At 66.7% G+C, this 26798-nt stretch carries 27 protein-coding genes; 16 read left to right on the top strand and 11 right to left on the bottom strand.

All coding sequences use genetic code 11. The features are described from left to right. The first annotated feature begins 18 nt into the window (after positions 1–18). From N2M23_RS10560 to N2M23_RS10540, 5 genes are read left to right on the top strand one after another with little or no spacing between them, the layout of a single operon-like run. Positions 19–1035, top strand: a complete 1017-nt coding sequence (locus N2M23_RS10560; RefSeq protein ID WP_265445385.1) for a Gfo/Idh/MocA family protein — start codon at positions 19–21, stop codon at positions 1033–1035. Next, positions 1032–2303 (top strand): ATP-grasp domain-containing protein, encoded by a 1272-nt coding sequence (locus tag N2M23_RS10555; protein ID WP_265445384.1) that lies wholly within the window; start codon positions 1032–1034, stop codon positions 2301–2303. Before N2M23_RS10560 ends, N2M23_RS10555 begins: the two co-directional genes overlap by 4 nt. Before the next feature lie 7 nt (positions 2304–2310). Continuing rightward, complete coding sequence (locus N2M23_RS10550; protein WP_265445383.1) at positions 2311–3531, top strand: ATP-grasp domain-containing protein; 1221 nt, start codon at positions 2311–2313, stop codon at positions 3529–3531. Continuing rightward, positions 3528–4781, top strand: coding sequence for an MFS transporter (locus N2M23_RS10545; RefSeq protein ID WP_265445381.1), 1254 nt, complete (start codon positions 3528–3530; stop codon positions 4779–4781). Before N2M23_RS10550 ends, N2M23_RS10545 begins: the two co-directional genes overlap by 4 nt. A gap of 20 nt (positions 4782–4801) precedes the next feature. Further along, positions 4802–5386 carry a phosphoribosylanthranilate isomerase gene (locus tag N2M23_RS10540; RefSeq protein ID WP_265445379.1) on the top strand — a complete coding sequence of 195 codons (585 nt, stop codon included), beginning with the start codon at positions 4802–4804 and terminating at the stop codon, positions 5384–5386. Here N2M23_RS10540 and pdxR read toward each other — a convergent pair. Then, positions 5349–6791 (bottom strand): MocR-like pyridoxine biosynthesis transcription factor PdxR, encoded by a 1443-nt coding sequence (gene pdxR, locus N2M23_RS10535; protein ID WP_265445377.1) that lies wholly within the window; start codon positions 6789–6791, stop codon positions 5349–5351. The two genes, N2M23_RS10540 and pdxR, sit on opposite strands and share 38 nt — an antisense overlap. 147 nt (positions 6792–6938) lie before the next feature. On the opposite strand from pdxR, the gene N2M23_RS10530 reads away from it, so the two are divergent. The 11 genes from N2M23_RS10530 to N2M23_RS10480 are packed head-to-tail and all read left to right on the top strand — an operon-like array spanning position 6939 to position 18867. Then, a complete protein-coding gene (locus N2M23_RS10530) occupies positions 6939–8276 on the top strand; it encodes a nucleotide sugar dehydrogenase (protein ID WP_265445375.1) in 1338 nt (445 codons plus the stop codon). After that, positions 8273–9322, top strand: coding sequence for an anthranilate phosphoribosyltransferase (gene trpD, locus N2M23_RS10525; protein WP_265445373.1), 1050 nt, complete (start codon positions 8273–8275; stop codon positions 9320–9322). Before N2M23_RS10530 ends, trpD begins: the two co-directional genes overlap by 4 nt. After that, the gene (locus N2M23_RS10520) at positions 9304–10095 is read left to right on the top strand and encodes an indole-3-glycerol-phosphate synthase (RefSeq protein WP_265445372.1); all 792 of its coding nucleotides are present in this window, start codon (positions 9304–9306) and stop codon (positions 10093–10095) included. Before trpD ends, N2M23_RS10520 begins: the two co-directional genes overlap by 19 nt. Further along, complete coding sequence (gene trpB, locus N2M23_RS10515; protein ID WP_265445370.1) at positions 10092–11273, top strand: tryptophan synthase subunit beta; 1182 nt, start codon at positions 10092–10094, stop codon at positions 11271–11273. The genes N2M23_RS10520 and trpB overlap by 4 nt, the downstream gene beginning before the upstream one ends. After that, entirely contained in the window at positions 11273–12073 is an 801-nt protein-coding gene (gene trpA / locus N2M23_RS10510) for a tryptophan synthase subunit alpha (protein WP_265445368.1), read from the top strand. The genes trpB and trpA (N2M23_RS10510) overlap by 1 nt, the downstream gene beginning before the upstream one ends. Then, positions 12070–13203 carry a DegT/DnrJ/EryC1/StrS family aminotransferase gene (locus N2M23_RS10505; protein WP_265445367.1) on the top strand — a complete coding sequence of 378 codons (1134 nt, stop codon included), beginning with the start codon at positions 12070–12072 and terminating at the stop codon, positions 13201–13203. Before trpA (N2M23_RS10510) ends, N2M23_RS10505 begins: the two co-directional genes overlap by 4 nt. Next, on the top strand, positions 13200–14330 hold the full coding sequence (locus N2M23_RS10500) for a DegT/DnrJ/EryC1/StrS family aminotransferase (protein WP_265445365.1): 1131 nt from the start codon (positions 13200–13202) through the stop codon (positions 14328–14330). Before N2M23_RS10505 ends, N2M23_RS10500 begins: the two co-directional genes overlap by 4 nt. Beyond that, a complete protein-coding gene (locus N2M23_RS10495; protein WP_265445364.1) occupies positions 14330–15169 on the top strand; it encodes a sugar phosphate isomerase/epimerase family protein in 840 nt (279 codons plus the stop codon). The genes N2M23_RS10500 and N2M23_RS10495 overlap by 1 nt, the downstream gene beginning before the upstream one ends. After that, positions 15156–16487: a M20/M25/M40 family metallo-hydrolase gene (locus tag N2M23_RS10490; protein WP_265445362.1), complete on the top strand. Its 1332-nt coding sequence runs from the start codon at positions 15156–15158 to the stop codon at positions 16485–16487. Before N2M23_RS10495 ends, N2M23_RS10490 begins: the two co-directional genes overlap by 14 nt. Beyond that, on the top strand, positions 16484–17560 hold the full coding sequence (locus N2M23_RS10485; protein ID WP_265445360.1) for an Ldh family oxidoreductase: 1077 nt from the start codon (positions 16484–16486) through the stop codon (positions 17558–17560). The genes N2M23_RS10490 and N2M23_RS10485 overlap by 4 nt, the downstream gene beginning before the upstream one ends. Then, positions 17560–18867 carry a Gfo/Idh/MocA family protein gene (locus N2M23_RS10480; protein WP_265445358.1) on the top strand — a complete coding sequence of 436 codons (1308 nt, stop codon included), beginning with the start codon at positions 17560–17562 and terminating at the stop codon, positions 18865–18867. The genes N2M23_RS10485 and N2M23_RS10480 overlap by 1 nt, the downstream gene beginning before the upstream one ends. Before the next feature lie 43 nt (positions 18868–18910). Here N2M23_RS10480 and N2M23_RS10475 read toward each other — a convergent pair whose 3' ends face one another. The 10 genes from N2M23_RS10475 to N2M23_RS10430 are packed head-to-tail and all read right to left on the bottom strand — an operon-like array spanning position 18911 to position 26794. Then, positions 18911–19621 carry a thioesterase II family protein gene (locus N2M23_RS10475; RefSeq protein ID WP_265445356.1) on the bottom strand — a complete coding sequence of 237 codons (711 nt, stop codon included), beginning with the start codon at positions 19619–19621 and terminating at the stop codon, positions 18911–18913. Next, positions 19618–20310 (bottom strand): beta/alpha barrel domain-containing protein, encoded by a 693-nt coding sequence (locus N2M23_RS10470; RefSeq protein WP_265445355.1) that lies wholly within the window; start codon positions 20308–20310, stop codon positions 19618–19620. The genes N2M23_RS10475 and N2M23_RS10470 overlap by 4 nt, the downstream gene beginning before the upstream one ends. Next, complete coding sequence (locus tag N2M23_RS10465) at positions 20307–20996, bottom strand: beta/alpha barrel domain-containing protein (RefSeq protein WP_265445354.1); 690 nt, start codon at positions 20994–20996, stop codon at positions 20307–20309. The genes N2M23_RS10470 and N2M23_RS10465 overlap by 4 nt, the downstream gene beginning before the upstream one ends. Then, positions 20993–22099: an acyl-CoA dehydrogenase family protein gene (locus tag N2M23_RS10460; protein WP_265445353.1), complete on the bottom strand. Its 1107-nt coding sequence runs from the start codon at positions 22097–22099 to the stop codon at positions 20993–20995. The genes N2M23_RS10465 and N2M23_RS10460 overlap by 4 nt, the downstream gene beginning before the upstream one ends. Before the next feature lie 2 nt (positions 22100–22101). After that, on the bottom strand, positions 22102–22476 hold the full coding sequence (locus N2M23_RS10455) for an ectoine synthase (RefSeq protein ID WP_265445351.1): 375 nt from the start codon (positions 22474–22476) through the stop codon (positions 22102–22104). A 27-nt stretch (positions 22477–22503) separates the two neighbouring features. Continuing rightward, positions 22504–23292 carry a tryptophan synthase subunit alpha gene (trpA, locus tag N2M23_RS10450; protein WP_265445349.1) on the bottom strand — a complete coding sequence of 263 codons (789 nt, stop codon included), beginning with the start codon at positions 23290–23292 and terminating at the stop codon, positions 22504–22506. Then, positions 23285–24304 (bottom strand): hypothetical protein, encoded by a 1020-nt coding sequence (locus N2M23_RS10445; RefSeq protein ID WP_265445348.1) that lies wholly within the window; start codon positions 24302–24304, stop codon positions 23285–23287. The genes trpA (N2M23_RS10450) and N2M23_RS10445 overlap by 8 nt, the downstream gene beginning before the upstream one ends. Next, a complete protein-coding gene (locus N2M23_RS10440) occupies positions 24301–24558 on the bottom strand; it encodes an acyl carrier protein (RefSeq protein WP_265445346.1) in 258 nt (85 codons plus the stop codon). The genes N2M23_RS10445 and N2M23_RS10440 overlap by 4 nt, the downstream gene beginning before the upstream one ends. Continuing rightward, the gene (locus N2M23_RS10435; protein ID WP_265445344.1) at positions 24555–26027 is read right to left on the bottom strand and encodes an AMP-binding protein; all 1473 of its coding nucleotides are present in this window, start codon (positions 26025–26027) and stop codon (positions 24555–24557) included. Before N2M23_RS10435 ends, N2M23_RS10440 begins: the two co-directional genes overlap by 4 nt. After that, entirely contained in the window at positions 26024–26794 is a 771-nt protein-coding gene (locus tag N2M23_RS10430; protein ID WP_265445343.1) for a MaoC/PaaZ C-terminal domain-containing protein, read from the bottom strand. Before N2M23_RS10430 ends, N2M23_RS10435 begins: the two co-directional genes overlap by 4 nt. Positions 26795–26798 lie beyond the last annotated feature (4 nt).

Genomic DNA, 26798 nt, shown 5'->3' with positions numbered 1-26798 from the left:
CTCCACGAAGGCCGGAACATGACGACACAGCACCTGAATCTCGTCCAGGAACCTGCACCACGTCCCGTCGTGATCGTCGGGTACGGCCACGCGGGTCGAAACCTCCACCGCAACGCACTCGAGCAGCTGGGCCGACCGGTAGACCTGTATGCCGTCGACCCGGCATACGATGCCAGCCCGGACGACGTGCCGCTGCTGCCCGACCTCGCCGACTGCGGCACGATCGCACCGATCGGCGACATCGTCTTCCACGTCACCACTCCCCCGGCTGACCACGTGCCGACGGTAACCAAACTGGTCGAGTTGGGCGCCCGTTCGATCATCGTCGAGAAGCCAGTCGCGCGCACGCCCCGGGACGCCTGGTTACTGCGGTCGCTCGGCCGCAACTGCGAGATCGTGCCGATGAGCGTGTGGCCGCACAGCCGGGTCACCACGCGCGTCATCGAGCTGTTGGCCGCAGGCACGATCGGCGCGGTGCGATCGCTCGACTTCGAGCAGAACAAGCCCCGCTTCGCCCGCCCCGACGGGCACCGCTCCGCCTTCAGCGTGGAGTTGCCGCACCAGGTGCTGCTCGCCCTGCACCTGGCCGGCGGCGACGCCACCGTGGCACAGGCCGCCAGCCGCCCGGCACCGGAGCTCGGCGGCACCGGCTGCATGATGGGCGGTGCCGACCTCACCCTGCTGCACGACAACGGGGTCATCAGCACGCTGCGCTCAGATCTGACTGCGCCGGAACGACGCCGCCGGCTGCGGGTGACCGGGGACCGGGGTGAGATCATCGCCGACTACCCCCTGGGTGAGGGCTCGCACTGCGGTCAGGTGCGGGTCAGCGACCGACCCGGCCGGGCGCTGATCGAGGACCGGCCGATCGACCAGTTCCTCGACGCGGCGTACTCGTTCTTTGACGGCAACGGGCCGCGCCCGGTGTGCGGCCTGCGACTGCACCAGCAGACCACCGTGCTGCTCGCTGAGGCCGAGACACTGGCACTGGACAGCGTGCTCGACTCCTACGACCGCGAACTGGTGCTGTCATGAGCGCCGTACTAGTGAACGCGATCGCAGGCACGGTGGCGGCGGACCCGCGGCCCCGGTTCGTCGTGCTGGAGCCACGCTCGAGTGGCCTGCGGCTGCTGAAGCACGCGGCTCGCTTGGGGCATCCGGTCGTAGTCGTGGTCGGTGCCGAAGGCTACGCCCTGCTGGCCGACCAGGTGGTGGAAGACATCACGGAGATCGTGCGGGTCGACACTGCCGACATCGCCGCGACCGGTCGCGCCCTGCGCGAGCTGCACCGCCGTACCCCGATCGGGGCGCTGTTCCCCGGCCAGGAGCAGGCGGTCCAGCCGGCCGCCCGACTCGCGGTCGAGCTCGGCTTGCGGACGCCGGGGCCCGTTGTCGCCCAACGACTTCGGCACAAGCACCTGATGCGTGACGCGGTGCGCAATGCCGGAATCGACCAGCCGCGCTACGTGGCGGTGACAGGATCAGCCGCAGTGCGCGCGGCGCTGCGCGTGACCGGCACACCGAGCGTGGTGAAGCCAGTCGACCAATCCGGCAGCCTCGGGGTGCGCAAGGTCGAGACCGTCAGCGACGCGCGAGCCGCGATGGCGCAGATCGCGCGTCTGGTTGAGGTTGACGAGGACCATCCGATCCTGGTCGAGGAGTACGTCGAGGGCCCGGAGTTCAGCGTCGAAGGCGTCGTAGCCGACGGAACTGTGCACGTGGTCGGGGTCACCGAGAAGCGGCTCGGCTCGGAGCCTACCTTCGTCGAGATCGGGCATCTGGTGCCTGCTGGTATCGACGATCGCTGCCAGCAGGAACTGCGCGAATATGCCCGAAAAGTGGTGCATGCATTGGGTCTTCGACTCGGACCGTTCCACCTGGAAGTTCGGATGGGCGTTCGCGGGCCGATGCTGATGGAGGTCGCGGCGCGACTCCCGGGCGATCGTATCCCGGACCTGTGGCTGCGTGCCGCGGGCGCGGACCTGTACGCCGCGACCGTCGCGTCATACCTCGGTGAGGAGGTGCGCCTGGACGTTGCCCGACCGGACCAGCACGTCGGCATCCGCTATCTGGACCTGGACGGATCTGAAACATCAGCGCCGTTGGCAGCCCAGATCGGCTCGGCTGCGGACGTTTTCGAGCAAGGTCGGCTGAGGCATACCGGCGTCGGACAAGTCGCGTGCTCCGCCCGACGCCTGGCATATGCGATGGCGGCATCGGCGCAGCGCGAACCCGTGCTGGCCGCGCTCGATCATGCGATCAGCGAGTACGCGACCGCCGCCGATCTGGCCGCTGCCGGCTGAGCCCGCTATGTCTCGACACGTGCTCATCCTCAACCGCTGGACCAACCGGTTCGCCGAGTATCACCGGCACCTCGATCACGAGCGCACGGCGGTCAGTTACCTGACCACGCAGGCGGGCGCGCACCGGCTTTCCGACCGTGCCGAGGAGATCCGCGTCGTCGATGACATCGACGACATCGACGAACTCACTCGCCACGCAACGGAACTCGCGACACTGCACGGCGGTTTCACGCACATCGTCGCGCTCTCGGAGTTCGACCTCATCCACGCCGGGATCCTGCGTGACCGGCTCGGCGTGCCGGGTCGCGGGGAGCGCGACGTCGCGCTCGTGCGAGATAAGGTCGCGATGAAGCACGCCGTGGCAGCCGCTGGACTGAGGGTGCCCTGGCATCGGCCGGTCGACGGGCGCGATCACTTCGCAGCGATGGCCGATGAACTCGACTACCCGGTCGTGGTCAAACCACGACTCGGCGCCGACAGCCAGGAAGTACACGTCCTCACCGACGCGGCAGCAGCGCACGGGTTGCTCGAATCCGACTCTCCACTCGATGGTTTCGAGTGTGAGGAGTTCATTCAAGGCGAGTTCTACCAGGTCGATGGCGTGGTTGCGGACGGTGAGCTGCGACTCTCCCGCAGCTGGCACTGCCTCGCGTCCTGCCTCGACTTCGCAGGCGGACTGCCGTTCGCCTCGGTAGCCAACGACGACGCCGACCTGGAGCGCCGCATCACCGACTTCACCGTTCGCGTCACGCAGGCGCTGCGTCTTGTGGACGACGTCTTCCACCTCGAGCTCTTCGTCGAACACGGCACCGGAGACCTGGTCTTTCTCGAGGTCGGCGCCCGGGCGGGCGGTGGCCAGGTCCGCTTCGTCTGGGATGAGGTGTATGGAGTCGACCTGGTGCGCGCCTCCCTGCTCTGCGCGGTCGGTGACCGCGCCGCGTTGCCGGCACCCCCCACCAGTAATCAGGTGGCCGGCTACCTGATGATGCCGCAGCCACCGATGCGGCCCTGCACAGTGCACTCGGTGAGTTCGTTGCGCGGCACCATCGACGGGCTGTATGCCGAGGAGTTGCCTACTCCCGGAACGGTTCTCGCTGGAAACGGCGGCGCCATACACACTGCGGGGGTGTACCGGTTCGCGCTGCCGACTGCCGCGGAGGTGGAGGCGGCGATCGCTCGGACGCGCGAGGACTACCGCATCGACTGGTCATCCGCCGGTGCGGCATGAGCACGCTGCTGTCGCCACCGCAGGCGGCCCCGGCCCAGCCAACGTTATGGCGGCACCAGGACTTCCTTCGGCTGTGGTTCGGCCAGACCGTCGCGCTGTTCGGTGAGCAGATAACCCTTCTGGCACTGCCGTTGACCGCAATCACGATGCTGCACGCTGGTCCCGGCCAGCTCGGACTGCTGAACGCCGTGCAGTTCCTACCGATCGCGGTTGTCACGCTGATCGCCGGCGTGCTTGCCGACCGGGTGCGCAGGCGACCGCTGCTGATCATCGGCAACATCGGCCGGACGATCACGCTGGCGCTCGTGCCAATCGCCTTTCTCACCGGCCAGCTGACGATGGGCCTGCTCTATCTGGTTGCGTTCGTCACCGGAGCGTTCACCGCGCAGTTCGACGTCGCCTATCAGTCCTACCTTCCAGCCGTCGTCAAGCCGGAGCAGCTGATCGATGCGAACAGCAAACTCCAGTCGAGCGCGTCGGTCTCCCAGGCCGCCGGCCTCGGAGCAGGCGGCCTCATCGTGCAGCTGCTCACCGCACCCGTTGCGATTGCGGTGAATTCGGTCGGTTACTTCATCTCGGTGACCGCCCTGACCAGGATCCGTACACCCGAGCCCGCGCCGACCGACACCGGTCGCTCGGTGCTCGCGGACTTGCGCGAAGGCCTGCAGATCACCTGGTCCGACCGCCTACTGCGAAGCGTGATGCTGCAGTCGGCATGCTTCAACTTCTTCTGGGACATCGTCTTGGTGCTCATGCCGTGGCATGTGGTCACTGGCCTCGGGCTGCCCACGGCGGTGCTCGGGCCGTTGATTGCCGGAGGCAGTCTGGGCGCGTTGGTCGGATCGGTCCTCGCCCCCAAGATCGGTCAGCGGTGGGGCGCCGGGCGCGCCATGGGAATGGGAATGGTCCTCGGCTCGGTCGTCTTGATCCTGCTGCCGATCGCATCCGGTCCAGCCCCGATGGCGTTGCTCCTGATGGCAATCGCATACATCGGCAACGGACTTGGAATGGTGTTGTTCAACATTCACTCGATGAGCCTGCGGCAATCCAGGGTTCCAACTCAACTGCTCGGCCGGGTCAGCGCGACCTATCGGTGCGTCGCGTTCATCGTCATACCGCTCGGCGGCCTGGCCGCAGCAGTTCTGGCGGCGACCACCGGCGGTCGCACAGCACTCGTAGTCGCAGCAGCCGGGTTAACCGTCGGTGCAATGCTTTTCAGCCGGCTCCGCGTCGTCCGCGAGGCCACGTGATGTACGTGAAAGTTTGCGGGTTGACCGACCCGGAATCGGTCGCGGCAGCTGTCGAAGCTGGTGCCTGCGCACTCGGCTTTGTGATGTCACGGAGCGTCCGTCAGATCCAGCCAGCAGATGTCCGCATTCTCCTGCGTAAATGCGCGGTCCCGGGCCACGTCGAGACCGTGGGTGTGTTCACCGACGAGGATGACACTGCGATCAGGACCTCCGTAGAGGAGGCCGGAGTAAGCGCGATACAGCTGCACGGACTCCATACCTCCCACCGATTTGAATCACTGAAACCTCTGGGACGCAAGCTTATTCGGGCAACCGCGGCTCAGGAGACAGACGCGCCGAGTTGTGGTGCGTATGGCGAGGACTTGCTTATCCTCGACGGCCCGGTGCCGGGATCCGGCGACACCTGGAACGCCGACACACTGACAGCGCAACCGCAGGGGCGATGGCTCTTGGCGGGCGGTCTCACCCCCGACAATGTTGTGGCCGCAATCCGACGGTTGCGACCCTTCGGCGTCGATGTCTCCAGCGGCGTCGAACGCACGCGTGGCGTGAAGGATCCGGACCTCATCAGGCGCTTCGTCCGACACGCGCAGTCGGTGGACTGACCTGCCACTTGCGGGACCGGTCCATCGCCTGAGCAGCGAGCCCGAGCTCGGTAACCGCATCACCCAGACCGCTCGCTGACACGCCCGCGTATGACAGGATCAACGACGCTGGGGGGCTCGCGGTGTGCGCCCAGAAGTGCGCGCCCCCGTCGACTTGAACGCCGCGCCGGGCGGCCGCGGCGACGAAGTCGGCTTCGTCCATCCACCGCGGCAACAGCAGCTGCGCATGCACTCCCGCTGCGTTCCCGGTCAACTGTGCATGGGGAAAATGGCGATGCAGCGCCGAGACGAACAGCTCGCGTCGGCTGCGGTAGCGCAGGCGCACGCGGCGCAGATGCCGGTCGAACAGTCCGCTGGTGACGAATTCTGCTAAAGCGCACTGCTGCAGAGTGTCGACGCCGAGGTCACGGACCCGTCGAACTGCAGCCATCTCCTCGCGTAATGCTTCGGGCACCACCAACCAGCCGAGCCGCAACCCGGGGGCCATCGTCATACTTGTTGTGCCGCCATAGATGACACGTTCAGGGTCCAATGCGTGCAGTGCAACGGTGCGGGACGCCGCATCCAACCAGAGGTCTCCGTCGTAGTCGTCCTCGACAATCCAGCCGTCGACCTCTCGAGCCCACTCCACCAGTGCGGCACGTCCCTCGCCGCTCATCGTCTGACCGGTCGGGAACTGGTGGGCAGGTGAAACCACGACCGCTCGCACCCCGCTCTCCCGAAGCCGACGCATATCGAGGCCGGCACGGGTCAGCGGAACCGGAACCGGCTCCAGGCCACCACGCTGCAGGAAGGTACGCACGGCCGCGGAGCATGGCTCTTCCATCCCGACCTGGCGAAGCCCACGGTCCTGCAGGACTTGACTTATCAATGAAATCCCCTGCGCGAAACCCGCTGTAATCGTTACAGATTCGACTGTCGCGGCTGCGACGCGAACTCTCGCCAGGTAGCGCGCCAACACTTCCCGCAGCCGTGGCGAACCATCAGGGTCGACATACCCCAGCTCGGACTCACCTGCAGCCGCCAATGCGGTGCGATAACAACCCAGCCATTCGGCGTGCGGGAAGTCCGGCACGGGGCCGCGCTTACACCGCAGATCCCACCGAATGCGAGCTGGCGTGAGTGCCCGGATTGCTCCGGCCGGCTTTTCGGCACCCTGGTCGGCAACCAGGGTCCCGGAGCCGCGGCGGCAGAGCAGAAAGCCTTCGGCAGTCAACTGCTCGTACGCCTCGACCGCGACACTCCGGGAGATGCCCAGATCCGCCGCAAGCTGACGGGTCGACGGCAGCCGACTGCCCGCGGGGAGCAGGTCGTTCTCGATGCGTGACCGGATCGCTTGCTGCACCTGATGGGTCAGCGAGTCGACGGCGGACCGGTCAACCTCCAGGGTCATGTGCCAAGACATGGAAGCAGCGTGGGCCGCGAATCTATATGAGATCTCCACGATTTCGATCGATCGGTCTGTATCGCCCTGTGCCAAGTGGTCTGTCGAGTGTGGCCGCTCCGCGGTGCCATTGAGGAAACGGCCACCACGACTCGCAGGGAGAAGATCATGAGCTTGTTGACTCCGGGTTTCGAGACGGACGCCCGGACCGTGTCCGTGGCGCAATTCGACACCGCGCTCTCGGACCTGACCCTTCGAATCGGCGTCGTCGGTTTGGGGTTTACCGGCCTGCCCTTAGCCCACGGTTTCGCCGATGCCGGACTCGAGGTTGTCGGTGTCGACCTCGACGCGCGCAAGGTTGAGCTGCTGACCGATGGCATCTCCTACCTGCCAGACGTGACCGTTGCAGACCTTGCCGACGTGCACGGCAAGCTGCACGCCTCGACTGATTGTGAATCCCTCGCTGGCTGCGAGGCGATCATCATCTGCGTGCCCACACCGGTGACGGCACAACACGGGGCCGATCTCAGCGCGGTATGGTCGGCGACGGATGCCGTGGCGCCATACCTGCAGCTCGGGACACTGGTGGTGCTGCAGTCCACTGTCCCTCCCGGCACAACCGAACGGATGGCACGTCGCCTCGCCGCTGCGAGCGGCCTGGTGCCCGGCACCGACTTCCACGTCGCCGTAGCACCCGAGCGGGTCGACCCCGGGAACACCGACGGTTGGACGGTCACGAACACCGCGAAGCTGGTCGGCGGTCTTACCCCGGAGTGCACCCGACGGGCGACCCTGCTTTTCGAGTTGATTTGTACGACGGTGTGCCCGGTCTCCACGCCAGCAGTCGCCGAATTATCAAAGGTGTACGAGAACACCTTCCGCATGGTCAACATCGCGCTCGCTTTCGACCTCGCCGACCTGTGTCGGCCGCTCGGTATCCGACCGCGGGAGGTGATCGACGCTGCGGCAACGAAGCCCTTCGGATTCCTCCCCCACTATCCCGGCCCGGGCGTCGGTGGTGAATGCATCCCGGTCGATCCCAACTTCCTCTTGGAACAGGCTGCCGCACAGGGCACCTCGATGCCCGTCCTCAGCGTCGCGCGGGATCGGATCGTCAACCGCCCATGCGAGACAGTGGATCGATGCGTCGAGGTGCTGCTTGATGCAGACATACGGGTCTACGGCGCTCGCATCATGGTGGTGGGTATCGCGTACAAGCCGGGGGTTCCGGATCTGCGCAACGCTCCAGGGGTAGAGATTCTTGCCAGACTCGCACGGCTGGGTGCCGAGGTTTGCTACCACGACCCGCTCGCCCCGTCAGTACACATCGACGGCGAGGATCACTACTCGGTCCCGTGGAACGACCAGACGATCAGCCGTCAGGACTTGGTGGTGCTGGTCACCGCGCACGGTCCGCTGCTCACCGACCCACGATGGGACTTTGCTGCCCGGGTGCTGGACACCAAGGGTGAATTGCGGCCCGCCGCGAATGTGCAGCTGCTGTGACCGGCGCACCGCTTCACCGGGCCACCAAGGAGCTGACCGCTGGGCGGACCCTGTCGGCCGACCTAGCCGATGCGGCGTTCGCCGAGCTTCTTGATAAATCCTCCGAGGCCGATACCGCTATCTTCCTGACAGCGTTGGCACATAAGGGAACCCACGTGGACGAGCTGCTCGCGGCGCTCCGGGCCCTGCAGGATCGGGCCATCGCGCCCGCCGACGCACCGTCGTGCATCGACATCGTCGGCACAGGTGGCGATCACAGCGGATCAGTCAATGTGTCAACCATCTCAGCCATCCTTGCGAGTGCGGTCGGAAGCACGGTCGCCAAGGTGGGAAACCGGGCGGCCACCAGCCGATGCGGCAGTGCCGACCTGCTCGAAGGACTCGGTGTGCCAACCGACTACGGCCCACATATCGCTGATCGGCTGCGCCGGCATCACTTCGCCTTCCTTTTCAGCAGGGCGGTTCATCCGTCCCTGGACCGACTCGCGTCTGTGCGTCGATCATTAGGATTTCCAACCATTTTCAATCAACTAGGACCGCTGGGAAACCCGGTCCCGCTGGCCGGAGCGATCATTGGTGTGACCACTCCAAGCGACCAGGAACTATTGGCCGAGGCAGTGTCCCGCCTGGGGCGAGTGAACACGTGGATCGTGCGCGGCGCCGATGGCATGGACGAACTGACCACGACGGGTGTCGCGCGGGTGCTAACGGTGTCCACCGGCCGGTCAGACCGGTTCGTGCTCGACCCCGCTGAGTGGGGGATGGCGCCTGCGACGATCGGCGAACTTGCTGGAGGCAATCTCGCGACCAACATGGTCCTAACCCGTAATGCATTGGCCGGCAAGGGTTCTCATGCCATACGGCAGACATGTGCTCTGAACGCGGCGGCTGCCCTGCATGTCGGCGGGCGAGGTGATCTCGATACCTGTCTTTCGTTGGTCTCGGACGCTATTGCCTCAGGTGCAGCAATCGATCAGCTGCGACGTCTCAGCCAACCATCAACCGACTGCCCGGAGGAGAACGTCACATGTATCTCGACGAGATAATCGCTCACAAGCAACGGGTCTGGTCCGGTGACCCTGCGTCACCGACTGTGACAAAGCGTCCTAACCACGGCCGATTTGCCGCCGCCGTGGCTCTGCCCGGCATGTCGGTCATCGCAGAGGTGAAGCCGGCCTCCCCTTCCAAGGGACAACTGCTGTCCACTGATGACGCCGTTCCAGTTGCCCGCAAGTACGCTGCCTACGGCGCACGGGCCGTGTCGGTACTGGCCGAGGATCGCTTCTTTGGCGGCTCTCCGGAGTTGGTGAAGAGAGTCTCGACCGATCGGGGAGTCGATGTCCCAGTCCTCTATAAGGATTTCGTCGTCGACCCCCGACAGGTGAGCCTCGCCGCAAACTCGGGTGCGGCAGCCCTGCTCATTATCGTGCGGGCCGTCGACGACGAACTGCTCGGTGAACTGCTCAAGGATGCCGCGGAGGCGGGCCTGGACGCGCTCGTGGAGACCTTCTCCGAGCAAGACGTCGAGCGAGCCCTGTCGGCGGGCGCAACGATCATCGGAGTTAACAATCGTGACCTTCAAGATTTTTCGGTGGACCTCGACCGCGGCGCCAGGATCCGGGAAAGCGTTCCCCGCGGTGTACTGACCGTCAGTGAAAGCGGCATCGGGACCGCCGACGATTTGCGCCGGGTCGCCGAAGCAGGCTTCGATGCGTGCCTCGTCGGTGAATCCTTGCTCCGCGCCGCAGACCCTGGAGTAGCTCTTCGCACACTGCTCACGGGCGACCCATCTCGCAGCCAAGCGGGGGTGGCAGCATGACTACCCGCTTCGGTGACTACGGAGGGCAGTTCGTAGCCGAGACGCTCGTGGCGCCACTAGAGGAGCTCTGCGAAACCTACGATCAGGCTCTACAGGATCCGATCTTCCGCGCCGAACTGGACCATCTGCTCACCACATTTGTCGGACGTCCCACGCCCCTGACCAGGCTGCAGCATCTGGGAATCGAACCGCACGGAGTCACGATGTGGCTCAAGCGGGAGGACCTGACGCACACCGGCGCGCACAAGATCAACAACGCAATCGGTCAGGCGCTGCTCGCCCGACGCCTGGGAAAGCGGCGGATCGTGGCGGAGACCGGCGCCGGTCAACACGGCGTTGCCGTCGCCGCAGCGTGCGCGTACCTCGGCCTCGACGCGACCATCTACATGGGCAGTGTGGACGCTGCTCGGCAACGGCCAAACCTACAACGCATCGAGTTGTTGGGCGCCACTGTGCAACTGGTCGACCAAGGCACCGCGACGCTCAAAGATGCGGTGAGCGAGGCGATTCGCGACTGGATCGGCAATCCGGACACGACCCACTATCTGCTCGGTTCTGCGCTCGGGCCGCATCCATTTCCGCGGATGGTCCGCGAATTCCAGTCGGTGATCGGCCAAGAGGCGAAGCAACAATTCCTCGACGCGACCGGACGGCTTCCGGATGCTGTGGTCGCTTGTGTCGGCGGGGGTTCCAACGCGATCGGCATCTTCAGCGCGTTCCTCGATGATCGAGTGCGCCTCGTCGGGATCCAAGCGGCTGGCGATGGCCGCGGCGCGCGCGGTAAACATGCAGCGCCGCTCGTCTACGGAACCCCCGGAGTGCTGCAGGGCATGCGCACATACCTCCTGCAGGATGACAACGGACAGGTCGAACTCACGCACAGCATCGCGCCCGGTCTCGACTACCCGGGTGCCGGCCCGGAACACAGCCATCTCAAGGACATCGGCCGGGTGGAGTACCTCACTGCGGATGACAACGAAGCGCTTAATGCGTTCGTGGCGTTGTCCCGCAATGAAGGAATCCTGCCGGCGCTGGAGTCGTCCCACGCTGTGGCCGGTGCCCTGCGCATCGCCCCGTCGCTGCCACGCGGCAGCCAGCTACTTGTCAACCTGTCCGGCCGCGGCGACAAGGATCTCACCACTGCGATGGACGCCCTCGACACCCGAAAGGACGCATGATGGAACGCTTGGCGAAGACCTTCGCGGCGACGGCCGAACGCTCCGAGACAGCCCTGGTCGCCTATCTGACCTGCGGCTATCCCGCGGGCGCCGAGATGGCCGGACTGATCACCAGCGTCGCCGACGCGGGCGCGGACATCGTCGAACTCGGAGTGCCGTTCTCCGACCCGATGGGCGACGGACCGGTCATTCAGCACACGGCCGCCCACGCTCTCGCTGCGGGTATGACGCTGCCGGGAGTGATCGAGACGGTACGAGAGGTGCGAGAGAACGGGGTCGATACGCCCATCGTCCTGATGGGCTACAGCAATCCCTTTCTGCGCTATGGGCTGACCACGTTGTATGCCGACGTCGCGGCCGCAGGAGCCGACGGCCTGGTCGTCCCCGACCTACCGGCATACGAAGCCGGCGACTGGATCAAGTGCGCGACGGAGAGTGACCTCGCCCAGGTCTTCTTCGCTGCGCCCACGAGTCGTCCGGAGCGGCTGGAGCGAACCGTCGCGGCAAGCAGCGGCTTCCTCTACGCTCTCGCCACGAACGGCGTCACAGGAAGCCGCGCAGAGCTCAATCCGGCCATCGGACAGTACCTGGATGGGGTCGCCGCAATCGCCGGAACTCTCCCGGTCTGTGTCGGATTCGGAATTTCTCGCCCCGAGCACGTGCGGTCCCTACACGGGCGCGCCGCAGGGGTCATCGTGGGCAGCGCTTTGATGCAACGGCTGGATGACGCCCGCACGGCATCGGCACGGGAAGACATGGCGAGCGGCTTCATCCGCGAATTGAAGGGCGCTTGCCGATGAGCGTCATACCATTCTTCACCGGTGCGCGTTCAATCGAACGCGACTGGCCGAACCTGGAACAACGACTCACCGAAGTCATCGCTAGGGGCCAATTCACCTATGGCGCCGTGGGCATGGAGCTTGAGCGCGCAGTTGAGCGATTCACCGGCGCGCGCCACGCGATTGCTGTGGCCAACGGCAGCGACGCGATCGTCATCCTGTTGCGAGCCGTGGGCATCGGACCGGGTGATGAGGTAATCGTGCCCGCCTACACGTTCTTTTCGACGGCGAGTTCGGTGGCCCTGGTCGGTGCCGAGCCGGTCATGGTCGATGTCGTCTCCGGCTCCTACGCGATGGACCCAGGCGCTGCACGTGCCGCCATCGGTCCCCGCACTAAGGCGATCATGCCGGTCCACCTGTTCAGCCAGATGGCCGACATGGCACCGCTGCGCGCACTCGCCGCTGAGCACGGTCTACTCCTGCTCGAAGACAGCGCGGAGGGTATTGGCATGTTCCAGGGCGGCCGCCATGCCGGGCTGCACGGTGCGGGTGGCGTGCTGTCGTTCTTCCCGACTAAGACTCTTGGCGGCCTCGGTGACGGGGGCATGCTGCTCACCGATGACCATGCGGTTGCCACGGCTGCACGCCGGCTGCGGGCGCACGGAGCACAGGCCGAAAACCCCGACGAATACGTCGAACTCGGCTACAACAGCAGGCTGGACGAGTTGCAGGCGGCGGTGCTACTGACTCGACTGGAACACCTGCCCGCGGACATAGCCCACCGCGCTGCCCTCGCCGCCCACTACGACCGGCGGCTGGCGGGCCTGATGCCCGCAGTGCGCACCCCGCGCTTGCTGCCGACGAGCGAGCCCGGCACTCAGGTCTGCTACGTCTACCTGATCGAGGCGCGCGATCGGGATCGGCTCGTCGACCACCTCGCCGAACACGGCATCGGCACCGAAACCTACTACCCCGTGCCGGTACACCGCCAACCGGCTTTCGCCGGTCGCATCGGCACCCGTTTCCCTTGTCCGACAGCAGAATCCGCAAGCGAGCGGGCCGTCGCCCTACCGATGTACGCCGATCTGGCCCACGCCGACGTCGACTACGTCTGCGACGTGATCCTCGATTTCTACCGGGAGGGCCCATGAGCATCGACACGCTGACCGTGCCGTACTTCGACTGGTCGAGCCGATTCGCCGACGACGCCTCTGCGATCGTCGACTTGGTGCGCCGGGTGGCCATCGAGGACCGCTTCATCCTCGGACCGGCAGTCGCCCGACTCGAAGCCGCAATCGCCGAGCGCACCGGCGCTGCGCACGTCATCGCCACCGCGAACGGGACGGCCGCGCTGGTTCTCGCGCTGCGGGCGCTCGGCATCGGACCCGGACAGTCGGTGGTCACCCCCGCATATTCGTTCATCTCCTCGGCCAGCACCGTGGCCCAGGTCGGGGCCAGGCCGATCTTCGCCGACGTGGACGAGGCGACGATGGCTCTCGACCCAGATGCGGCAGACGCAGCTTGCGAAGCGGACACGGCCGCACTACTACCGGCATACCTCTACAGCCACGCCCCTGACCTACCGCGACTGACCGAAATCGCCTCCTTCCATGGTCTTTCGGTGATCGAGGACAGTGCGGTCGCGCTCGGCACGCAGGTCGCCGGCGTCCCGGCAGGACGGCACGGTGACATGGGAGTCTTCTCATTCTTCCCGGCCAAGCCGGCCGGCGGGATCGGCGACGGCGCAGTCCTCCTCACCGATGACGAGCGGCTCGCGCGGACAGCAGTCATGCTGCGCAACCACGGGCAGCAGCCCGGCGAACGATTCGTGCACCGACTGATCGGTTACAACGCCCGCATGGACGAGCTGACCGCGGAGTTCGTCCTCCGCAGACTCGACAACCTTGACGAAATCCTTCGGCGCAGAAGGCGCGTCGCCGACCTGTATCGCGAGCGCCTGAGCGACCTGACGCCCCTGCTGACCGTTCCGACCTGTGACCTGCGCGACCGCGCGGTCTATACCTACCCGGTGCGCTGTGCCGACCGCGACCGGTTGCGAGCATACTTGCGCCGCAACGGGATCGAGACAAAGGTCTACTATCCACGACCGCTGCCACTGCAGCCGGTATTCGCCCACCTCGGGTACCGTGCCGGGCAGTTCCCGGTCGCCGAACGCCTGTGCCGCGAAACGTTCACCCTCCCGCTACATCCGCGGATGGCGGACTCAACGGCAGAATTTGTGTGTGACGCGATCCGTCGGTTCTTCGGGGCGCAGTGATGAGTACCCGACTATGTGGCATCGGCGACGAAGCCGCGCGAGCCCTCCCCGATCAGCTGGACATCCTCGACTCGTGCGGGATGACCGCGATCGAGTTGCGCACCGTCGACGGACGGTTGCTGCACGAACTGCACCGGGAGCACCTCGAGGACCTGGTCCGGACTGTGCGCGAGCGGGGATTCGAAGTGCCGGTCATCGACACACCGATCGGCGGATGGTCGACCTCCGTCATGACCGACGAGCGCGCGGAGCTGGCGCTGCTCGCGCAGTACGCCGAGATCGCACGCCGTTTCGGTGCGCGGCTGCGCATCATGTCCTACCCGAACGACGGACTGTCGGAGCACGAGTGGGCTACACAGGCGATCCGCCGTGTTCGTCGACTGGTCATCGAGGCCGATGCTCTCGGAGTCACCCTGCTGCACGAGAACTGCGCCGGGTTCGGCGGCGCTGGCCCCGATCAGGCATGCCGACTACTCGAGGGGGTCGGCGACGGACTCGACGTGATCTTCGACGTGGGCAATGGTCTCGCCTACGGCTACGACGCCGTCGCATACCTCGACGCGGTACTTCCGGCGGTCCGACATGTGCATGTGAAGGACGGGGTCCGAAGGACCGACGGCGCGGTCTTCCTGCCTCCCGGTCATGGCTCGGCGCGCTTGGCCGAGTGCCTGGAGATCCTGCGGCGACGGGGCTTCGACGGCTGGTACAGCCTCGAACCACACGTCAGCCACATACCGCATCTACACCAGACCGGCTCGCCTACCGAGCTCACCCAGGGATTCGTCTCCTGCGCCGGAAACTTCCGACACATCTTGGAGGACAGCCATGTTGCAGCCTGACTTTGCGGATCGGGCATTGCGGTCGGTCATCCCGTTCGGCCCGAGCGACCTCGCCTGGCTCATTGAGCTACTCGAGGTCCCATCGGTCTCGCCGCTGGAGGGCGGTGACCCCGCGCAGACGCGGCGAGCACAACAGATCGTGCGAGCCGGTGCCGAGGAGCTCGGCTTCGAAGTCGTCGAATGTTCTTCTCCCTCGGTCGATCTCTTTCTCGAGACCGACGAGGTGCCACAGATCGTTCGTGATGCGGCCGAGGCTGACCCACACGGCTTTCTGCGCGACCAGCCGTCGCTCGTTCTACGGATGGGCCGGGAACAACCCGAGCAACGGCGCCTGATCGTCAACTTCCACGTCGACACCGTCGGACCGCACCTCGAGGTCACCTTCGACGGTCGTGTGCTGCACGGCAGGGGCGCTGTGGACGACAAAGGCCCCGGCGTTGCCGCAGCCGCCGGCATCGCCTCCGCCTTCGCCGAACACCCTTGGCTGGCAGACGAGATCGAAGTCCGGCTGACGAGCGTGCCGGGTGAGGAAGGTGGCGCGATGGGTGTTTACGGCACCAAACACCTGGTGGACCGCGGCCACGTGGGCCGGCTGATGGTTTTCGCCGAACCCTCTGGGAACCGAGCAATGGACCACTGCACCTCGGCGATGACCTTCCAGATCGAGGTGGCCGGAGAGGACAGCACCGACGACCACCCGGAAGCCGCCCACAACGCGACGATCGCACTGGGCTTCCTCGCCGAGTTCCTGGCGCGGCGCTTCGGACCAGTCGCACGCGGTCTCGACGCCAAGCTCTGCATAGCCGGGCTAGAGACCGGCACCGCGCACAACCGGGCATACGGATCAGGCCGACTGCTGCTGAATATCGCGTATGCACAGGAAGATTCGGCGCAGGCATTGCAACAAGACTTGCTCGACCTGGTGGACGCGGCAGGTGCCGAGTTCGCCCGGACCCACCGTGAGAACCCGCTCGCCCTGCGCCTGGTGGATGAATGGGGCGAGGTGGTGCACGGCTCCTGGCTCAAGCGAGACCTGCCAACCCTGGCCAACCGGGACGCGGAGATGGAGACGGTGTTCCGCCTGGCCGGCCTGCCCCGGCACGACGGCATCAGCGACGGCTCGGCCTTCACCTGCGACGCGATCTGGGCCGGTGCACCCGGCCGCTACGTCGCCGTGTGCGGCCCGGGTCGGCTGTCCACAAACAGAGCACACACCCCGGAGGAGTTCGTCGAGATCGCGGACCTGCGCGATTACGCCCAACGGATCAAGGAACTGGTGGTCGCCTTCGGCAATCGTCAGCGCGAGGTGGCAGCATGATCATCAGCCACGAGGACCTGCACGATTTCGTGCGCGCGGTGTTGCTGCGGCACGACGTACCCAGCGACCAGGCGACGGTGACCGCCGACGTCCTCATCTACGCCGACCTCCACGGGTTCAGCACCCACGGCTGCGCCGGGCTGGCCCCGATCTACGTGCCCGGTCTACGGGAAGGACGCATCGACGCCCGCGCCCGTCCGCAGCTTGTGCAGGACGGTGGAGCGTGCTGCGTCGTCGATGGTCACCGTGCTCTCGGCCACGCCACAGCGCAGTTCGCAACCGACCTCGCGGTGCAACGAGCGCACGAGCACGGCGTAGGCATCTGCACCGTCCGCAACAGCACTCACTTCGGCAGCGCTGGCTACTACGCCCGACGCGCTGCCCTCCGCGGAGTCGTGTCGATGGCGATGACCAACTGCGGTAGTCAGGGCGTGGTGCCCCCGCTCGGCGGGACCACCAAGCTGCTCGGGACCAACCCGATCGCGGCAGCGGTGCCGGCGCCGGGCGGGCCGCCGTTCGTGCTGGACATGAGCACCACGACAGTCGCCAGCGGGAAGGTGCGCGAGCGGCAGGCGGCGGGAGCACTGGTGCCCGAGGGCTGGCTGCGCGATGCCGTGGGTCAGCCGGTGACCCATCCGGACGATTACTTCAGCGGCCGGGCGGCATTGACCTGGTTGGGCGGAGACCTGACGCGCGGTGCGGTCAAGGGCTTCGGGCTCGGCGTGCTCGTCGAACTGCTCTGCGGCCCACTGGCCGGTGCGGATGCGGGCACCGATGACTGCGACTCCGACGGGATCGGGCACGTGGTGATCGCGATCGACCCAGAGCGCCTGGGTGTGGGTATGGCGTTGCCGACGCGCAGTCGTGAGGTCCTGGACCGGCTGCTTCGCGACGAGCCCGCTCTCGACGGGACACCGGTCAGCTACCCGGGCGCACCCGACGCGCAGCGTGCCGCTCTTCATCGACGCGACGGGATTGCCTTGCAACCGTTCTTAGTTCGCCAGCTCGAGGAGCTGGCCGAGGATCTGAATCTCACCCTGCCCGTGGTCACCTCACAGCAAGGAGCGGCCTGATGCGTATCGCCATCATCGGATTGGGGGTCATCTCCCCATACTTCCGGCGCGCCGTCGAACGATGCCCGGACACCGAGCTCACCGCGGTCTGCGATCTGGACGAGAGCAGGTTCGGCGACATACCCGACCACGTCGCCCGCTTTACCGACCATCACGACCTGCTGGCGGCCGGGCTGGCCGACGCGGTGATCCTCACCTTGCCGAACTCGGCACACGCGGAGATTGCCGGAAACGCCCTGGTCGCAGGCGTGCACGTCTGCTGCGAGAAGCCGCTGACTGTCCTTGCCTCCGATGCTGAGCGTCTGACGGCCCTCGCCGAGCGGCACGACGTCACGCTGTTCACCGCCTTGCACCGACGCTACAACCGGAACATTCAGCAGGTGGCACCGTCCCTGCTCTCAGGGCCGAAGGTGACGGCGGTGACCGCCCGATACCACGAGAACATCGAGGAACACACGGGTGCCGAGCGCTGGTACCTCGATCGGGACCGATGCGGCGGCGGTTGCTTGATCGACAACGGTCCCAACGCAATTGATGCCGTGCGGTCGCTCGTGGGCGATCTCGACGTTGTCGACGCGACCATCGGAGACGTCCGTGCCGGCGTTGAGTTTCGGGCCAACGTCGACCTGATCAACCAGGACGGAGTGCCGGTCCGGGTCGAACTCGACTGGGGGCTGGCGAACGGCGAGGTCAAGGACGTCACGCTCGACCTGGCCGACGGGTCCCAGCGTGTGGTCGACATGCTGGCCGGATTTCCTGGCTTCAAATCATCGCTGGAGCATGAATACGACGGCATAGTCGAGGATTTCGTCGACACGGTCGTTCGTCACCGCACCGACGATGTCGGGCAGCAGCTGGTCCGGCTGGTCGACGACGCCTACCGCATCGCGCGCCGAAAGGAGCTCCGCTCCGGCATGTCGGCAAAAGCGCCGGCGCATGCGCGCTTCGTCAAGCTGCTCTTCCACCGCAGGGACGAGCGCGGCATGGAACTGTCGGAGTGGACCAGCCGATGCGTGCGCAGCGGCGAGATCCACGAACTGCTGACCACAACCGACCGGCCGCAGCGAGCCGGTGACCGGGTCGATGCCGCCGGGTTCCTCGGCTTCGCCGAGTTCGTCGAGGCGACCGTCGTCGAGCGTGGCGACAGGGTGAAGGTCAACGACCGCGAACTCGGCACGGTGGCCGGTTTCGACGAGTGCCACCACCCCAACCACTACAACATCATCCTCGACGCGCCGGCGGTGGTGACCGCGGAGGACCTCGACCTGCGGGTAGGTGACGCACTCACCTTCGAGGAACCGGCGTGAACGGCGCCCGCCGGGTCGTGGCCCACCACCACTCGGCGGTGCGCTATGCCGAAGCGCGGGAAGGGGCCGGACACGTAGCGAGGAGGTCGCGCAGCGCGGCGCCGACCCGGTCACCGCAAGCGGTCGGGAATTGATGATCGGCGTCGAAGGTACGCCGGTGGATAGTTGCGGCATACGGCGCCCAATGGTCGAGCATCGCCGAGGGTGCGAGCGGGTCGTCCACGCCGCCCCACACGTGCAGAGGGACATCGAGTGGATGCGCACGCCGGAGGACTGGGTCGGGCGCGTAGCTGCACACCAGCCGAAGATCTGTACGCAACGGGCCGACGATCAACCGTGCGAAGGGGCCGCGACACAGCGCGGCATCGACCGCACCGAGGTCGGCCAACCGGGTGAGGAATGCGTCGTCGTCCAGGTCGAGTAGGTGCTCGAAGAGGACCCCAGTCGGGACGTGCGGCGGCCGGGAACCCATGACCACGACCGCTGCCGGTGGCTGCCCGGCCGCAATGGCGACTCGTGCGGCCTCGTAGGCGAGCAGGCCACCGAGGGAGTGGCCGATGAGCACCGTCCGTCGGCCGGACAGCACGCGGCTGGCAACCTCGCCAGCGACGGCCTCAAGGTCGAATCTGCCCACTTGGGAGCGTAACCGGCGAATGTTGGGACAGACCACCGACTCGCTGGGCAGCCTCCAGGATCGCGTCATCGTCGCAGACCCGCCGGCCGGAGGCAGGCAGACCGCGACCGGACCGGTCATAGCGTGACTCCCGCGGGGCGGCGGAGACGGCCCCACTCAACGGGGTCCGCCGAGGTGAGCAGTGCTGAGCCGACCAGCAGTGCCTCGTAGCCGCGACGCAACAGCGCCTCGGCGGCCTGGACGGACACGATGCCGCTGGCACTCACCGCGATCGCCGGCCTGGCAGCGAACACCGCGTCGGCGAGCCGCATGCTGCGCTCCGGGCCTTCCCCATCGGTCTCCCGGACTCGGATGTCCCGGTTGTTGACGGCGACGACGCACGATCCGGGGTCGTCCAGAGACACGACCTCGGCGGCCGACGTGACCTCCACGAAGGGCGCCAGTCCCAGGTCGACACACTGCATCACCAACGCGTTGAGACCGGACGGGGGCAACAGGCCCGCGGTCAGTAGCACCGCGTCGGCTCCCAGGTCGCGTGACCGGGTGACCTGATCTCGACGAGTGACGAAATCCTTACGCAGGATGGGAAGTTCGGTGAGCGCGCGAGTTGTCGACAGGAGTTCGTCGTCCCCGCCAAACCAGCTTCCGGTTACCACCGAGATGCAGCCCGGGCCGATTCGGTGGTAGGTGTCGACCACGTCGCCGACACTGCGTCGGCCCACCAGCGGCGATCCGTCGGGCTTGCTCCGTTTGACCTCTGCGATCAGCGGCCGTTCCCCGTCCTGCAGGGCATCGACGAACCGACTCATGACGCCTTCCGGGTCTCGGCCATGACCGTCCATGCATCGGCGACGGCCTGCACGGCAGCGGCATTGATGAGGCCGTCGCAGTCTCGGGCAGAGCCATCGACGTCGACCCCAGCAAACCTGGGGTGCCTCAACACACCATCGTGACCGGTCGGGACCACCCCACCGAGGCCACCGGCCAGCATGACCGGCAGCGTCAGTTCGTCAAGCATTCGGTGCACCGTATCTGCCCCGATCATGCTGCCGGTGCTGCCGATTCGACCGTTGCGCACCGCGTCGAGGATGAAAGCCGAAGTACCCGCCCGGGCGTACGCACCTGCGAATCTGCCGTCGAGGCAGGTGTCGCCGTCACAATGCAGCACCTTGAGCACGGACACGTGGTCGCCCGATGCGGCGACGATCTCCTGCACGACGCTGGGTGCCTGGAAGGCGTGCAACTGCACCGCGCGGATCCCGGTCTCCGACAGGCAGCCGGCGATCGCGGCCGCATCCCCCTCGAAAGTCACCAGACAGGCGCGGACTCCACACCATTCGGCGGTCTCACGCAGTGCGGCGAGCTCTGACTCAGGGAGGCTGAACGGGGATCCGGGCACCCGCCACCAGAGGCCGACGAGGTCCGCCCCGCCAGCCGACGCCTGCTCGATCTCATAGCTGCAGGTCGCCCCGCAAACCTTCAGTTGAGCGGTCATCGCAATCCCATCAGTGCTGCCAGTCGGTTGTACTGGATGTCGTTGGTACCGGAGTAGATCGCCCCGCCCGCCGCGTCGCGAAGCTGCTGCTCCACCCCGAACTCGGTCAGGTAACCGCGGCCGCCGAAGAGTCTCGTGGCGCTGATCGCAGTCTCCAGATTCGCCTCGCTCGCAGTCAGTTTCGCAATCGCCACCTGTGCCGACGCATCCTCGCCGGCGTCGATGCGTCGGGCTGCGTCCCTCAGCCAGAGCCGCGAGGTGTCGACCGCGATGCGCATGTCGACCACGCGGCGGGCGACAGCCTGGTAGGACGCGATCGGCGCGCCGTACTGAGTGCGTCCCCGCACCCACTCCACGCTCTCCTCCAGTCGTCGAGCCATCTCGCCGACGTTGATCGTGAAGGACAGCAGGATCTCGCGCTGCATGACATGGTCGAGCACCAAAAAACCGCGACCGACACCACCGATCACATGGTCGCGCGGCACCCGTAGGTCCGCCAGCCGCAGCTCTCCGACCGGGGAGGTGCGCAGACCCATCGTCGGCAGGGTTCGCACGACCTGCAGACCGGGTGCATCCGCTGGCACCAGGAAAGCGGTCAGCCCGAACGGACCTGGGTGGTCGCTGGTCCGCGCGTAGATGACGTAGTAGTCGGCGATGCCGGCGTTGGTGACGAAGGTCTTGCTGCCCTCGATGACGAAGTCCTCGCCGTGGGGAACGGCCCGGGTCGCCATGTGCAAGGCGTCGGAGCCGCTGGACGCCTCGGTGATCGCGTGAGCACCGACCAGGCTGCCGTCACAAACCGAGGGCAGGTAACGATGCTTGAGGTAGTCGCTGCCGAACGACTCGAGTGGTACCCCGGTGCTGGCGACCGCGGTGGCGGCCGAAAAACTCAGCCCCGCATCAGGATTCGCGTGTCCGAGGCGCTCGAAGGCGTCGAGCGCCTCGGACAGCGAGTGTCCTGCACCCCCGAACTGCCGCGGGAAGATTTCGCGCAGGACCCCCGTGGCGCGGACGCGGTCCCAGGAGGTGGCGGTGAAGCCGCCCTCCGAGGAGGGCAGCCCGGAGAAGTCGAACCGGATCGCGGGTGACAGGACAGAGGTCATAATCAGTAGCAGGAGTAGCCGGCGTCGTCGAGCACGTGCTGCTCGTTGCCGACGATCGGCGGGTTGAAGACGGACAGGAGCACCAGGTCGCTTTCGTTGTCGGCGACGAGCTCGTGCGGGTCATGGTTGTTCAGCGCGTAGAGCACCCCCGGAGTTATCTCGTGTCGAGTGCCGTCCGCCTCGACGACGGCTCCACTACCGCTGATGCAGTAGCAGGCCTCGATGTGGTTGCGGTACTGCAGCCGGGACACCGTTCCCTTGGTGACCACGGTGTGCGCGAGCGCGAAGCCGAGGCCGTCGTTCTCGACGACCATCCGGTAGCTGTCACCGTTCCCCCAGGCAACGCGCGGACTGTCGACCTTCTGACGAATCAACATGATGAGTTCCCTTCTTCCAGGTAGCGCTCACACCCGTGAGCTGATCTTGCGAAGCAGCCCGAGGCGACTAAGGAACGCCTCGAACGAACCGAGCACATCGCCTCCGATGCCCTCTTCCACCGCCTCGACGCAGGCGGTCCCGATGACCGCCGCATCCGCACCTGCCGCGCCGATCGCGTCCAGATGTGTGGAGTCCCGCACCCCGAAGCCGACTGCGATCGGAGCGGTGGTCCATGCGCGCAACCGGCTGACCGTCGTGGCAACCGCGTCGTTCGCGGTGTCGAGGGTGCCGCCGGTACGTCCGTACTTCGACACGAGATAGATGTATGCCGGGGCTCCGTTCGCTGCGGCGCGCAGCGTGCGCTCGTCGGACACGCCCGCGTAACAGGTGGTCACCACCGCAAGTCCGAGTGCACTTGTCACCCTGTCGTGTTCGGCCCTCATCCGCGGCGGTAGACCGTGCACCAGAACCGCGTCCGCCCCCGAATGGTGAACTGCTGTCAGTCCCTCCCCCATCCCGACCTCGCGCAACGTCGCCGACCAATCGGTGAGTAGGGCAATCCGACTGTGCCGCAACGTTGGTCGCACGCGGGCGACCAGCGATAGCACGTCGACCATCCCCACACCTCCGCCTAGGGCACGATCCGCCGACCGGCGGATCGTGGGCCCGTCGGTCGGCGAGTCCGGGAACGGCACGGCCAGCTCGACCCAGTCCACCTCGTGCTCGTCGGCGCTGCGCAACAGCCGTTCCGTAGTTGCCAGGTCGGGGTCGCCCGCGGTGAGGAAGAGCACCACCCCGGGGCGGCGGTCAGACACCGGACGCCACCGTTCGAGCCGCCAAGGTCTCCATCAGCGAGGACGCCAGACCGGACGCGATGGTGTCCTGTGCGGTGTCGACCGCGTCGCGGAACGAGTTGTTGCACCCGGCAAGCTGGAGCAACAGCGCGGCGTTCAGCACCACAGTCGCGGTCGCTGTGCGGCACGCGCGGCCGTCCACGACCTCGGCGAGATGCTCGACCGCGCGCTCGGGGTCGACCGGCGCAAGATCGGCCAACCCGCCATCGCCGGTTGCGAATTCGCCGGGCTCGATCACCCGCACCTCACCGTCCGGGTGGACGACCAGGGACCGCGAGCAACTGACCAGTTCGTCGATACCGCACTGACTGGACACCAGGGTGATCTCCCTGCCGGGGACAACCTGGACCAGCCGGCTCATCTGCGACATCCGAAACGACGCGCTGACTCCCGTCAACTGCGCGGTGACCGGAACGTCGGCCAAGAACGGACCGACCTGGTTGAGGAAAGCCCCGAACGAGCGCATCCCGAGGGGAACGATGCGCCGGGCTATCCGGACCAGCTGGGCCGGATAGACCTGGTGGCCGGTGAACGCGATGCGGTGCGCCTGTGTGTGCACCCGAATGTCGTCGTTCGACTTGGCGACCGGGAAACCGGCCCGCTCGACGATCTCCGTTGCGCCAACCGCACTGCTGTAGCCGCGGGATCCGGTCTTAACGACATGGGCGCCGGCCGCGGCAGCCACCAGGGCCGATGCCGTGGATACGTTGAAGGTTCGCGGACCTCCTCCGGTGCCAACGATGTTCACCGACTCGCCAGGCACTGTCGTGCGGTCGGCGGGAGCCTGCAACGACCGGACGAAACCCACGAGGGTCGCGCCATCAACGCCGGGGAGGCTAGCCGCGGTGAGCACTGCGGCCAGCTCGGTCGGACTGACTTCGTCACGGTCGAGTCGTCGCCACAGAGCGGCCCACAATGGTTGCTCCGCCGGCTCCTGGCGGATCAACCGGCCGAGCAGCTCCTGGGAGCTCATGCCACCGTGCGGACGCTACCGGCGCGTTCGACGAACTCGGCGATCGAGCCAATCGAACGGAAGTTCTCCGGGTCGAGGTCCTGGTCGGAGATCACGGCGTCGAAGGTCGTCTCGATCCAGGCGATCATCTTCAGCATGCCGAGGCTGTCCAGGATGGCACTGTTCAGCAGATCCAGATCGGTGGGGATCGCCTCGCCGGGCTGGCCCAGGAACTCTTGCGCGACGTACTTCTCCAGTTGCTCGATGACGGTCATGCGATCTTCCTTTCGGTGTCTGCCACCTCGCGGTGCGCGCGGCGGCGGTCGATCTTGCCTGTCGTGGTCCGCGGGAGCGGCCCGGTACCGAGATGGAACGCGCCGGGAACACCCGCACGATGAAGACTTCCGCTGCAGTGCAACCGGAGTGCAACACCGAGGCCGGGGGTCAGCTCGGTCACCGATACGACGACCGAAATTCGCTGTCCAGAAACAGGATCCGGGGTTGCGAGGGCGGCTGCCTCACGCACTGCCTCGTGTCGGCACAGCACCACCTCCAGCTCGTCGAGGTCGATCAGCACCCCGCGCACCTTTACCTTGCGGTCGCACCGCCCCTCGTAGTGGCACAACCCGTCAGTGTCGCGTCGGATCCGGTCGCTGGTGACGAAGAACATCGCCCCGCTGTCGGCCCGGGTGATGAACGACGCTGCGTGGAGGTCGCCGTCCGAATAGCCATCAGCCTGGAACGGCGTGCGTACGACCAGCCGACCGGTCCCGGCTCCGTCGACCGGTCGTCCGTCGTCGTCGACGAGCAGGGCGGTCACTCCGTCGATCGGTCGCCCGATCGGCAACGGCACCTGCGGCCGCGGGTCGGTGGGAGTGATGGTGTGCAAGAAGCTGTCGTTGGTCTCCGTCGCGCCATACACGTTGTGCAGCAACGCCTTCGGGAAGATCAGACGGACGCCGTCGAGCGTCTCCTGGGTGATGCGGTCCCCGGTGACGATCACGTGCTCGACGCAGTCGAGAGGGCCGGCGGCAGCTTCCAGCATCTGGTGGAAGAAGAGCGGCACGGCCTGGACCAGCCGCACCCGGTGCCGGGCGATCTGATGTAGCACCTCGGCACCGCGCAACGCAGTCTGCTCCCCGATCAGCACGCTGCTACCGCCGGCAGCCAGCGTCGCCCAGACGTCGAGCAGCGACAGGTCGAAGTTCAGTGGTGCCAACGAGAGCGACGCACGATCCGGTCCAAGATCGAACGTCGTCCGACCCCACCGCAGGAACCGCGCGACGGCGGCCGCGCCGAGCCGCACGACCTTCGGGGTGCCGCTCGACCCGGATGTCGTCAGCATGAGTGCGCAATTCGACGGACCAGACGCCGACTCGACCCTGGTGATCGGGTCCGGACCGGATACGTCCGCCAAGAAGCCGCAACCGGACTCCTGCAGCGCCTGTCGACGGGTCGCGCCGGGCAGGAGTGGCGACAGCAGGAGCGTGGGTATGCCGAGCTCGGCCGCCGCCAGCACAGTGCCGATGACCGGGACAGACTTCTCCGCGAGCACCGCGAGCCCAGTCTCGGGAGTGACTCCTGCGGCGGTCAGCTGTTCGCCGATGCCGTCGGCGAGCCGTCCCAACTCGGCAAAACCGACCTCCTTGTCCGACGTCACCAGAGCGGTGCTGCAGCCGTCCCGCTCGATAGACTGCCGGATCGCACGCGCGAGGCCGGTGCCGTCGAGTGCCGCGGTGCTCATCTCACTGCTTCCTGCGAAACCCGCAGCCAGCCGGCCTTGATGACAGGGCCGCGCTCGGAGGCCACCGCGACCCGGAACTCGCCCGGGTCGACGGTGCGGCCGATGGACAGCCGAACGATGTCGTCGACGACGACCGGCTGCGCGAAGCGAACACCCACGGCGGTCGCGCGGCGGGGTGCGCGCGCGAGCACTAGGCCGACGATGCTCATGCCGTGCGCAATCGTGCCCTCGAAGCCTGCGGCTCGTGCGGCTTTCGGCACCAGGTGAATCGGATTGTCGTCACCGGAGATTCGGGCGTAGGCGCTGATGAAGTTCTGGCCGACGCCGACGTGGCGGACACGGGGTTCCCCCGATGCCGCCGCGGGTTGGTGCCGGGGCGCGGCGGCGACCACTGGCTCCGCGGTGATCCCAGCGAGCAGCACGGTTCCGTGCAGGCTGGCGAGCGCCGTACCGTCCGCTATGTCAGTGAGCGTCGCCTGCAGCGCGACGGTCGTCCCTGTCGGGTGCGGGCGCTGCGGTGCCGCCTCGGCGGTGACTCGGATTTCTCGCCCGGCGAGGGAGGGAACGTGCAGTTCGATCTGCTGGTCGAGGTGGACCAGCGAGGTGTGTGCGGCGAACCGTTCTTCGACCAGCCTGCCGATGTGCGGGTGGGCGATGATGAAGGCACGGAGCAGTTCGACCCGCCCCGGTTCGGCACCCAGCAGGGTCTCCAGCTCGGCGTCGGCGCCCTCACGGGCGATGCGGGTGGGCAGATCGATGACGGTCATGACG

It is taken from the genome of Flexivirga meconopsidis, from assembly GCF_026162425.1.
Classification (GTDB): domain Bacteria; phylum Actinomycetota; class Actinomycetes; order Actinomycetales; family Dermatophilaceae; genus Flexivirga; species Flexivirga meconopsidis.
Note: the sequence above shows the minus strand (reverse complement) of the source record. Positions and strands in the feature narration are given on the sequence as shown.

Excerpts from the sequence above, each read along its gene's own strand:
- N2M23_RS10530 (WP_265445375.1), top strand. The coding sequence starts at position 6,939 with ATGAGCTTGTTGACTCCGGGTTTCGAGACGGACGCCCGGACCGTGTCC.
- N2M23_RS10475 (WP_265445356.1), bottom strand. The coding sequence starts at position 19,621 with ATGACCGGTCCGGTCGCGGTCTGCCTGCCTCCGGCCGGCGGGTCTGCG.
- N2M23_RS10430 (WP_265445343.1), bottom strand. The coding sequence starts at position 26,794 with ATGACCGTCATCGATCTGCCCACCCGCATCGCCCGTGAGGGCGCCGAC.
- N2M23_RS10560 (WP_265445385.1), top strand. The coding sequence starts at position 19 with ATGACGACACAGCACCTGAATCTCGTCCAGGAACCTGCACCACGTCCC.
- N2M23_RS10505 (WP_265445367.1), top strand. The coding sequence starts at position 12,070 with ATGAGCGTCATACCATTCTTCACCGGTGCGCGTTCAATCGAACGCGAC.
- N2M23_RS10435 (WP_265445344.1), bottom strand. The coding sequence starts at position 26,027 with ATGAGCACCGCGGCACTCGACGGCACCGGCCTCGCGCGTGCGATCCGG.
- N2M23_RS10445 (WP_265445348.1), bottom strand. The coding sequence starts at position 24,304 with ATGAGCTCCCAGGAGCTGCTCGGCCGGTTGATCCGCCAGGAGCCGGCG.
- N2M23_RS10485 (WP_265445360.1), top strand. The coding sequence starts at position 16,484 with ATGATCATCAGCCACGAGGACCTGCACGATTTCGTGCGCGCGGTGTTG.
- N2M23_RS10480 (WP_265445358.1), top strand. The coding sequence starts at position 17,560 with ATGCGTATCGCCATCATCGGATTGGGGGTCATCTCCCCATACTTCCGG.
- N2M23_RS10495 (WP_265445364.1), top strand. The coding sequence starts at position 14,330 with ATGAGTACCCGACTATGTGGCATCGGCGACGAAGCCGCGCGAGCCCTC.
- N2M23_RS10460 (WP_265445353.1), bottom strand. The coding sequence starts at position 22,099 with ATGACCTCTGTCCTGTCACCCGCGATCCGGTTCGACTTCTCCGGGCTG.
- pdxR (WP_265445377.1), bottom strand. The coding sequence starts at position 6,791 with ATGTCTTGGCACATGACCCTGGAGGTTGACCGGTCCGCCGTCGACTCG.
- N2M23_RS10545 (WP_265445381.1), top strand. The coding sequence starts at position 3,528 with ATGAGCACGCTGCTGTCGCCACCGCAGGCGGCCCCGGCCCAGCCAACG.
- N2M23_RS10455 (WP_265445351.1), bottom strand. The coding sequence starts at position 22,476 with ATGTTGATTCGTCAGAAGGTCGACAGTCCGCGCGTTGCCTGGGGGAAC.
- N2M23_RS10500 (WP_265445365.1), top strand. The coding sequence starts at position 13,200 with ATGAGCATCGACACGCTGACCGTGCCGTACTTCGACTGGTCGAGCCGA.
- N2M23_RS10465 (WP_265445354.1), bottom strand. The coding sequence starts at position 20,996 with ATGACCGCTCAACTGAAGGTTTGCGGGGCGACCTGCAGCTATGAGATC.
- trpB (WP_265445370.1), top strand. The coding sequence starts at position 10,092 with ATGACTACCCGCTTCGGTGACTACGGAGGGCAGTTCGTAGCCGAGACG.
- N2M23_RS10470 (WP_265445355.1), bottom strand. The coding sequence starts at position 20,310 with ATGAGTCGGTTCGTCGATGCCCTGCAGGACGGGGAACGGCCGCTGATC.
- N2M23_RS10555 (WP_265445384.1), top strand. The coding sequence starts at position 1,032 with ATGAGCGCCGTACTAGTGAACGCGATCGCAGGCACGGTGGCGGCGGAC.
- N2M23_RS10550 (WP_265445383.1), top strand. The coding sequence starts at position 2,311 with ATGTCTCGACACGTGCTCATCCTCAACCGCTGGACCAACCGGTTCGCC.
- N2M23_RS10520 (WP_265445372.1), top strand. The coding sequence starts at position 9,304 with ATGTATCTCGACGAGATAATCGCTCACAAGCAACGGGTCTGGTCCGGT.
- trpA (WP_265445368.1), top strand. The coding sequence starts at position 11,273 with ATGGAACGCTTGGCGAAGACCTTCGCGGCGACGGCCGAACGCTCCGAG.
- N2M23_RS10490 (WP_265445362.1), top strand. The coding sequence starts at position 15,156 with ATGTTGCAGCCTGACTTTGCGGATCGGGCATTGCGGTCGGTCATCCCG.
- N2M23_RS10440 (WP_265445346.1), bottom strand. The coding sequence starts at position 24,558 with ATGACCGTCATCGAGCAACTGGAGAAGTACGTCGCGCAAGAGTTCCTG.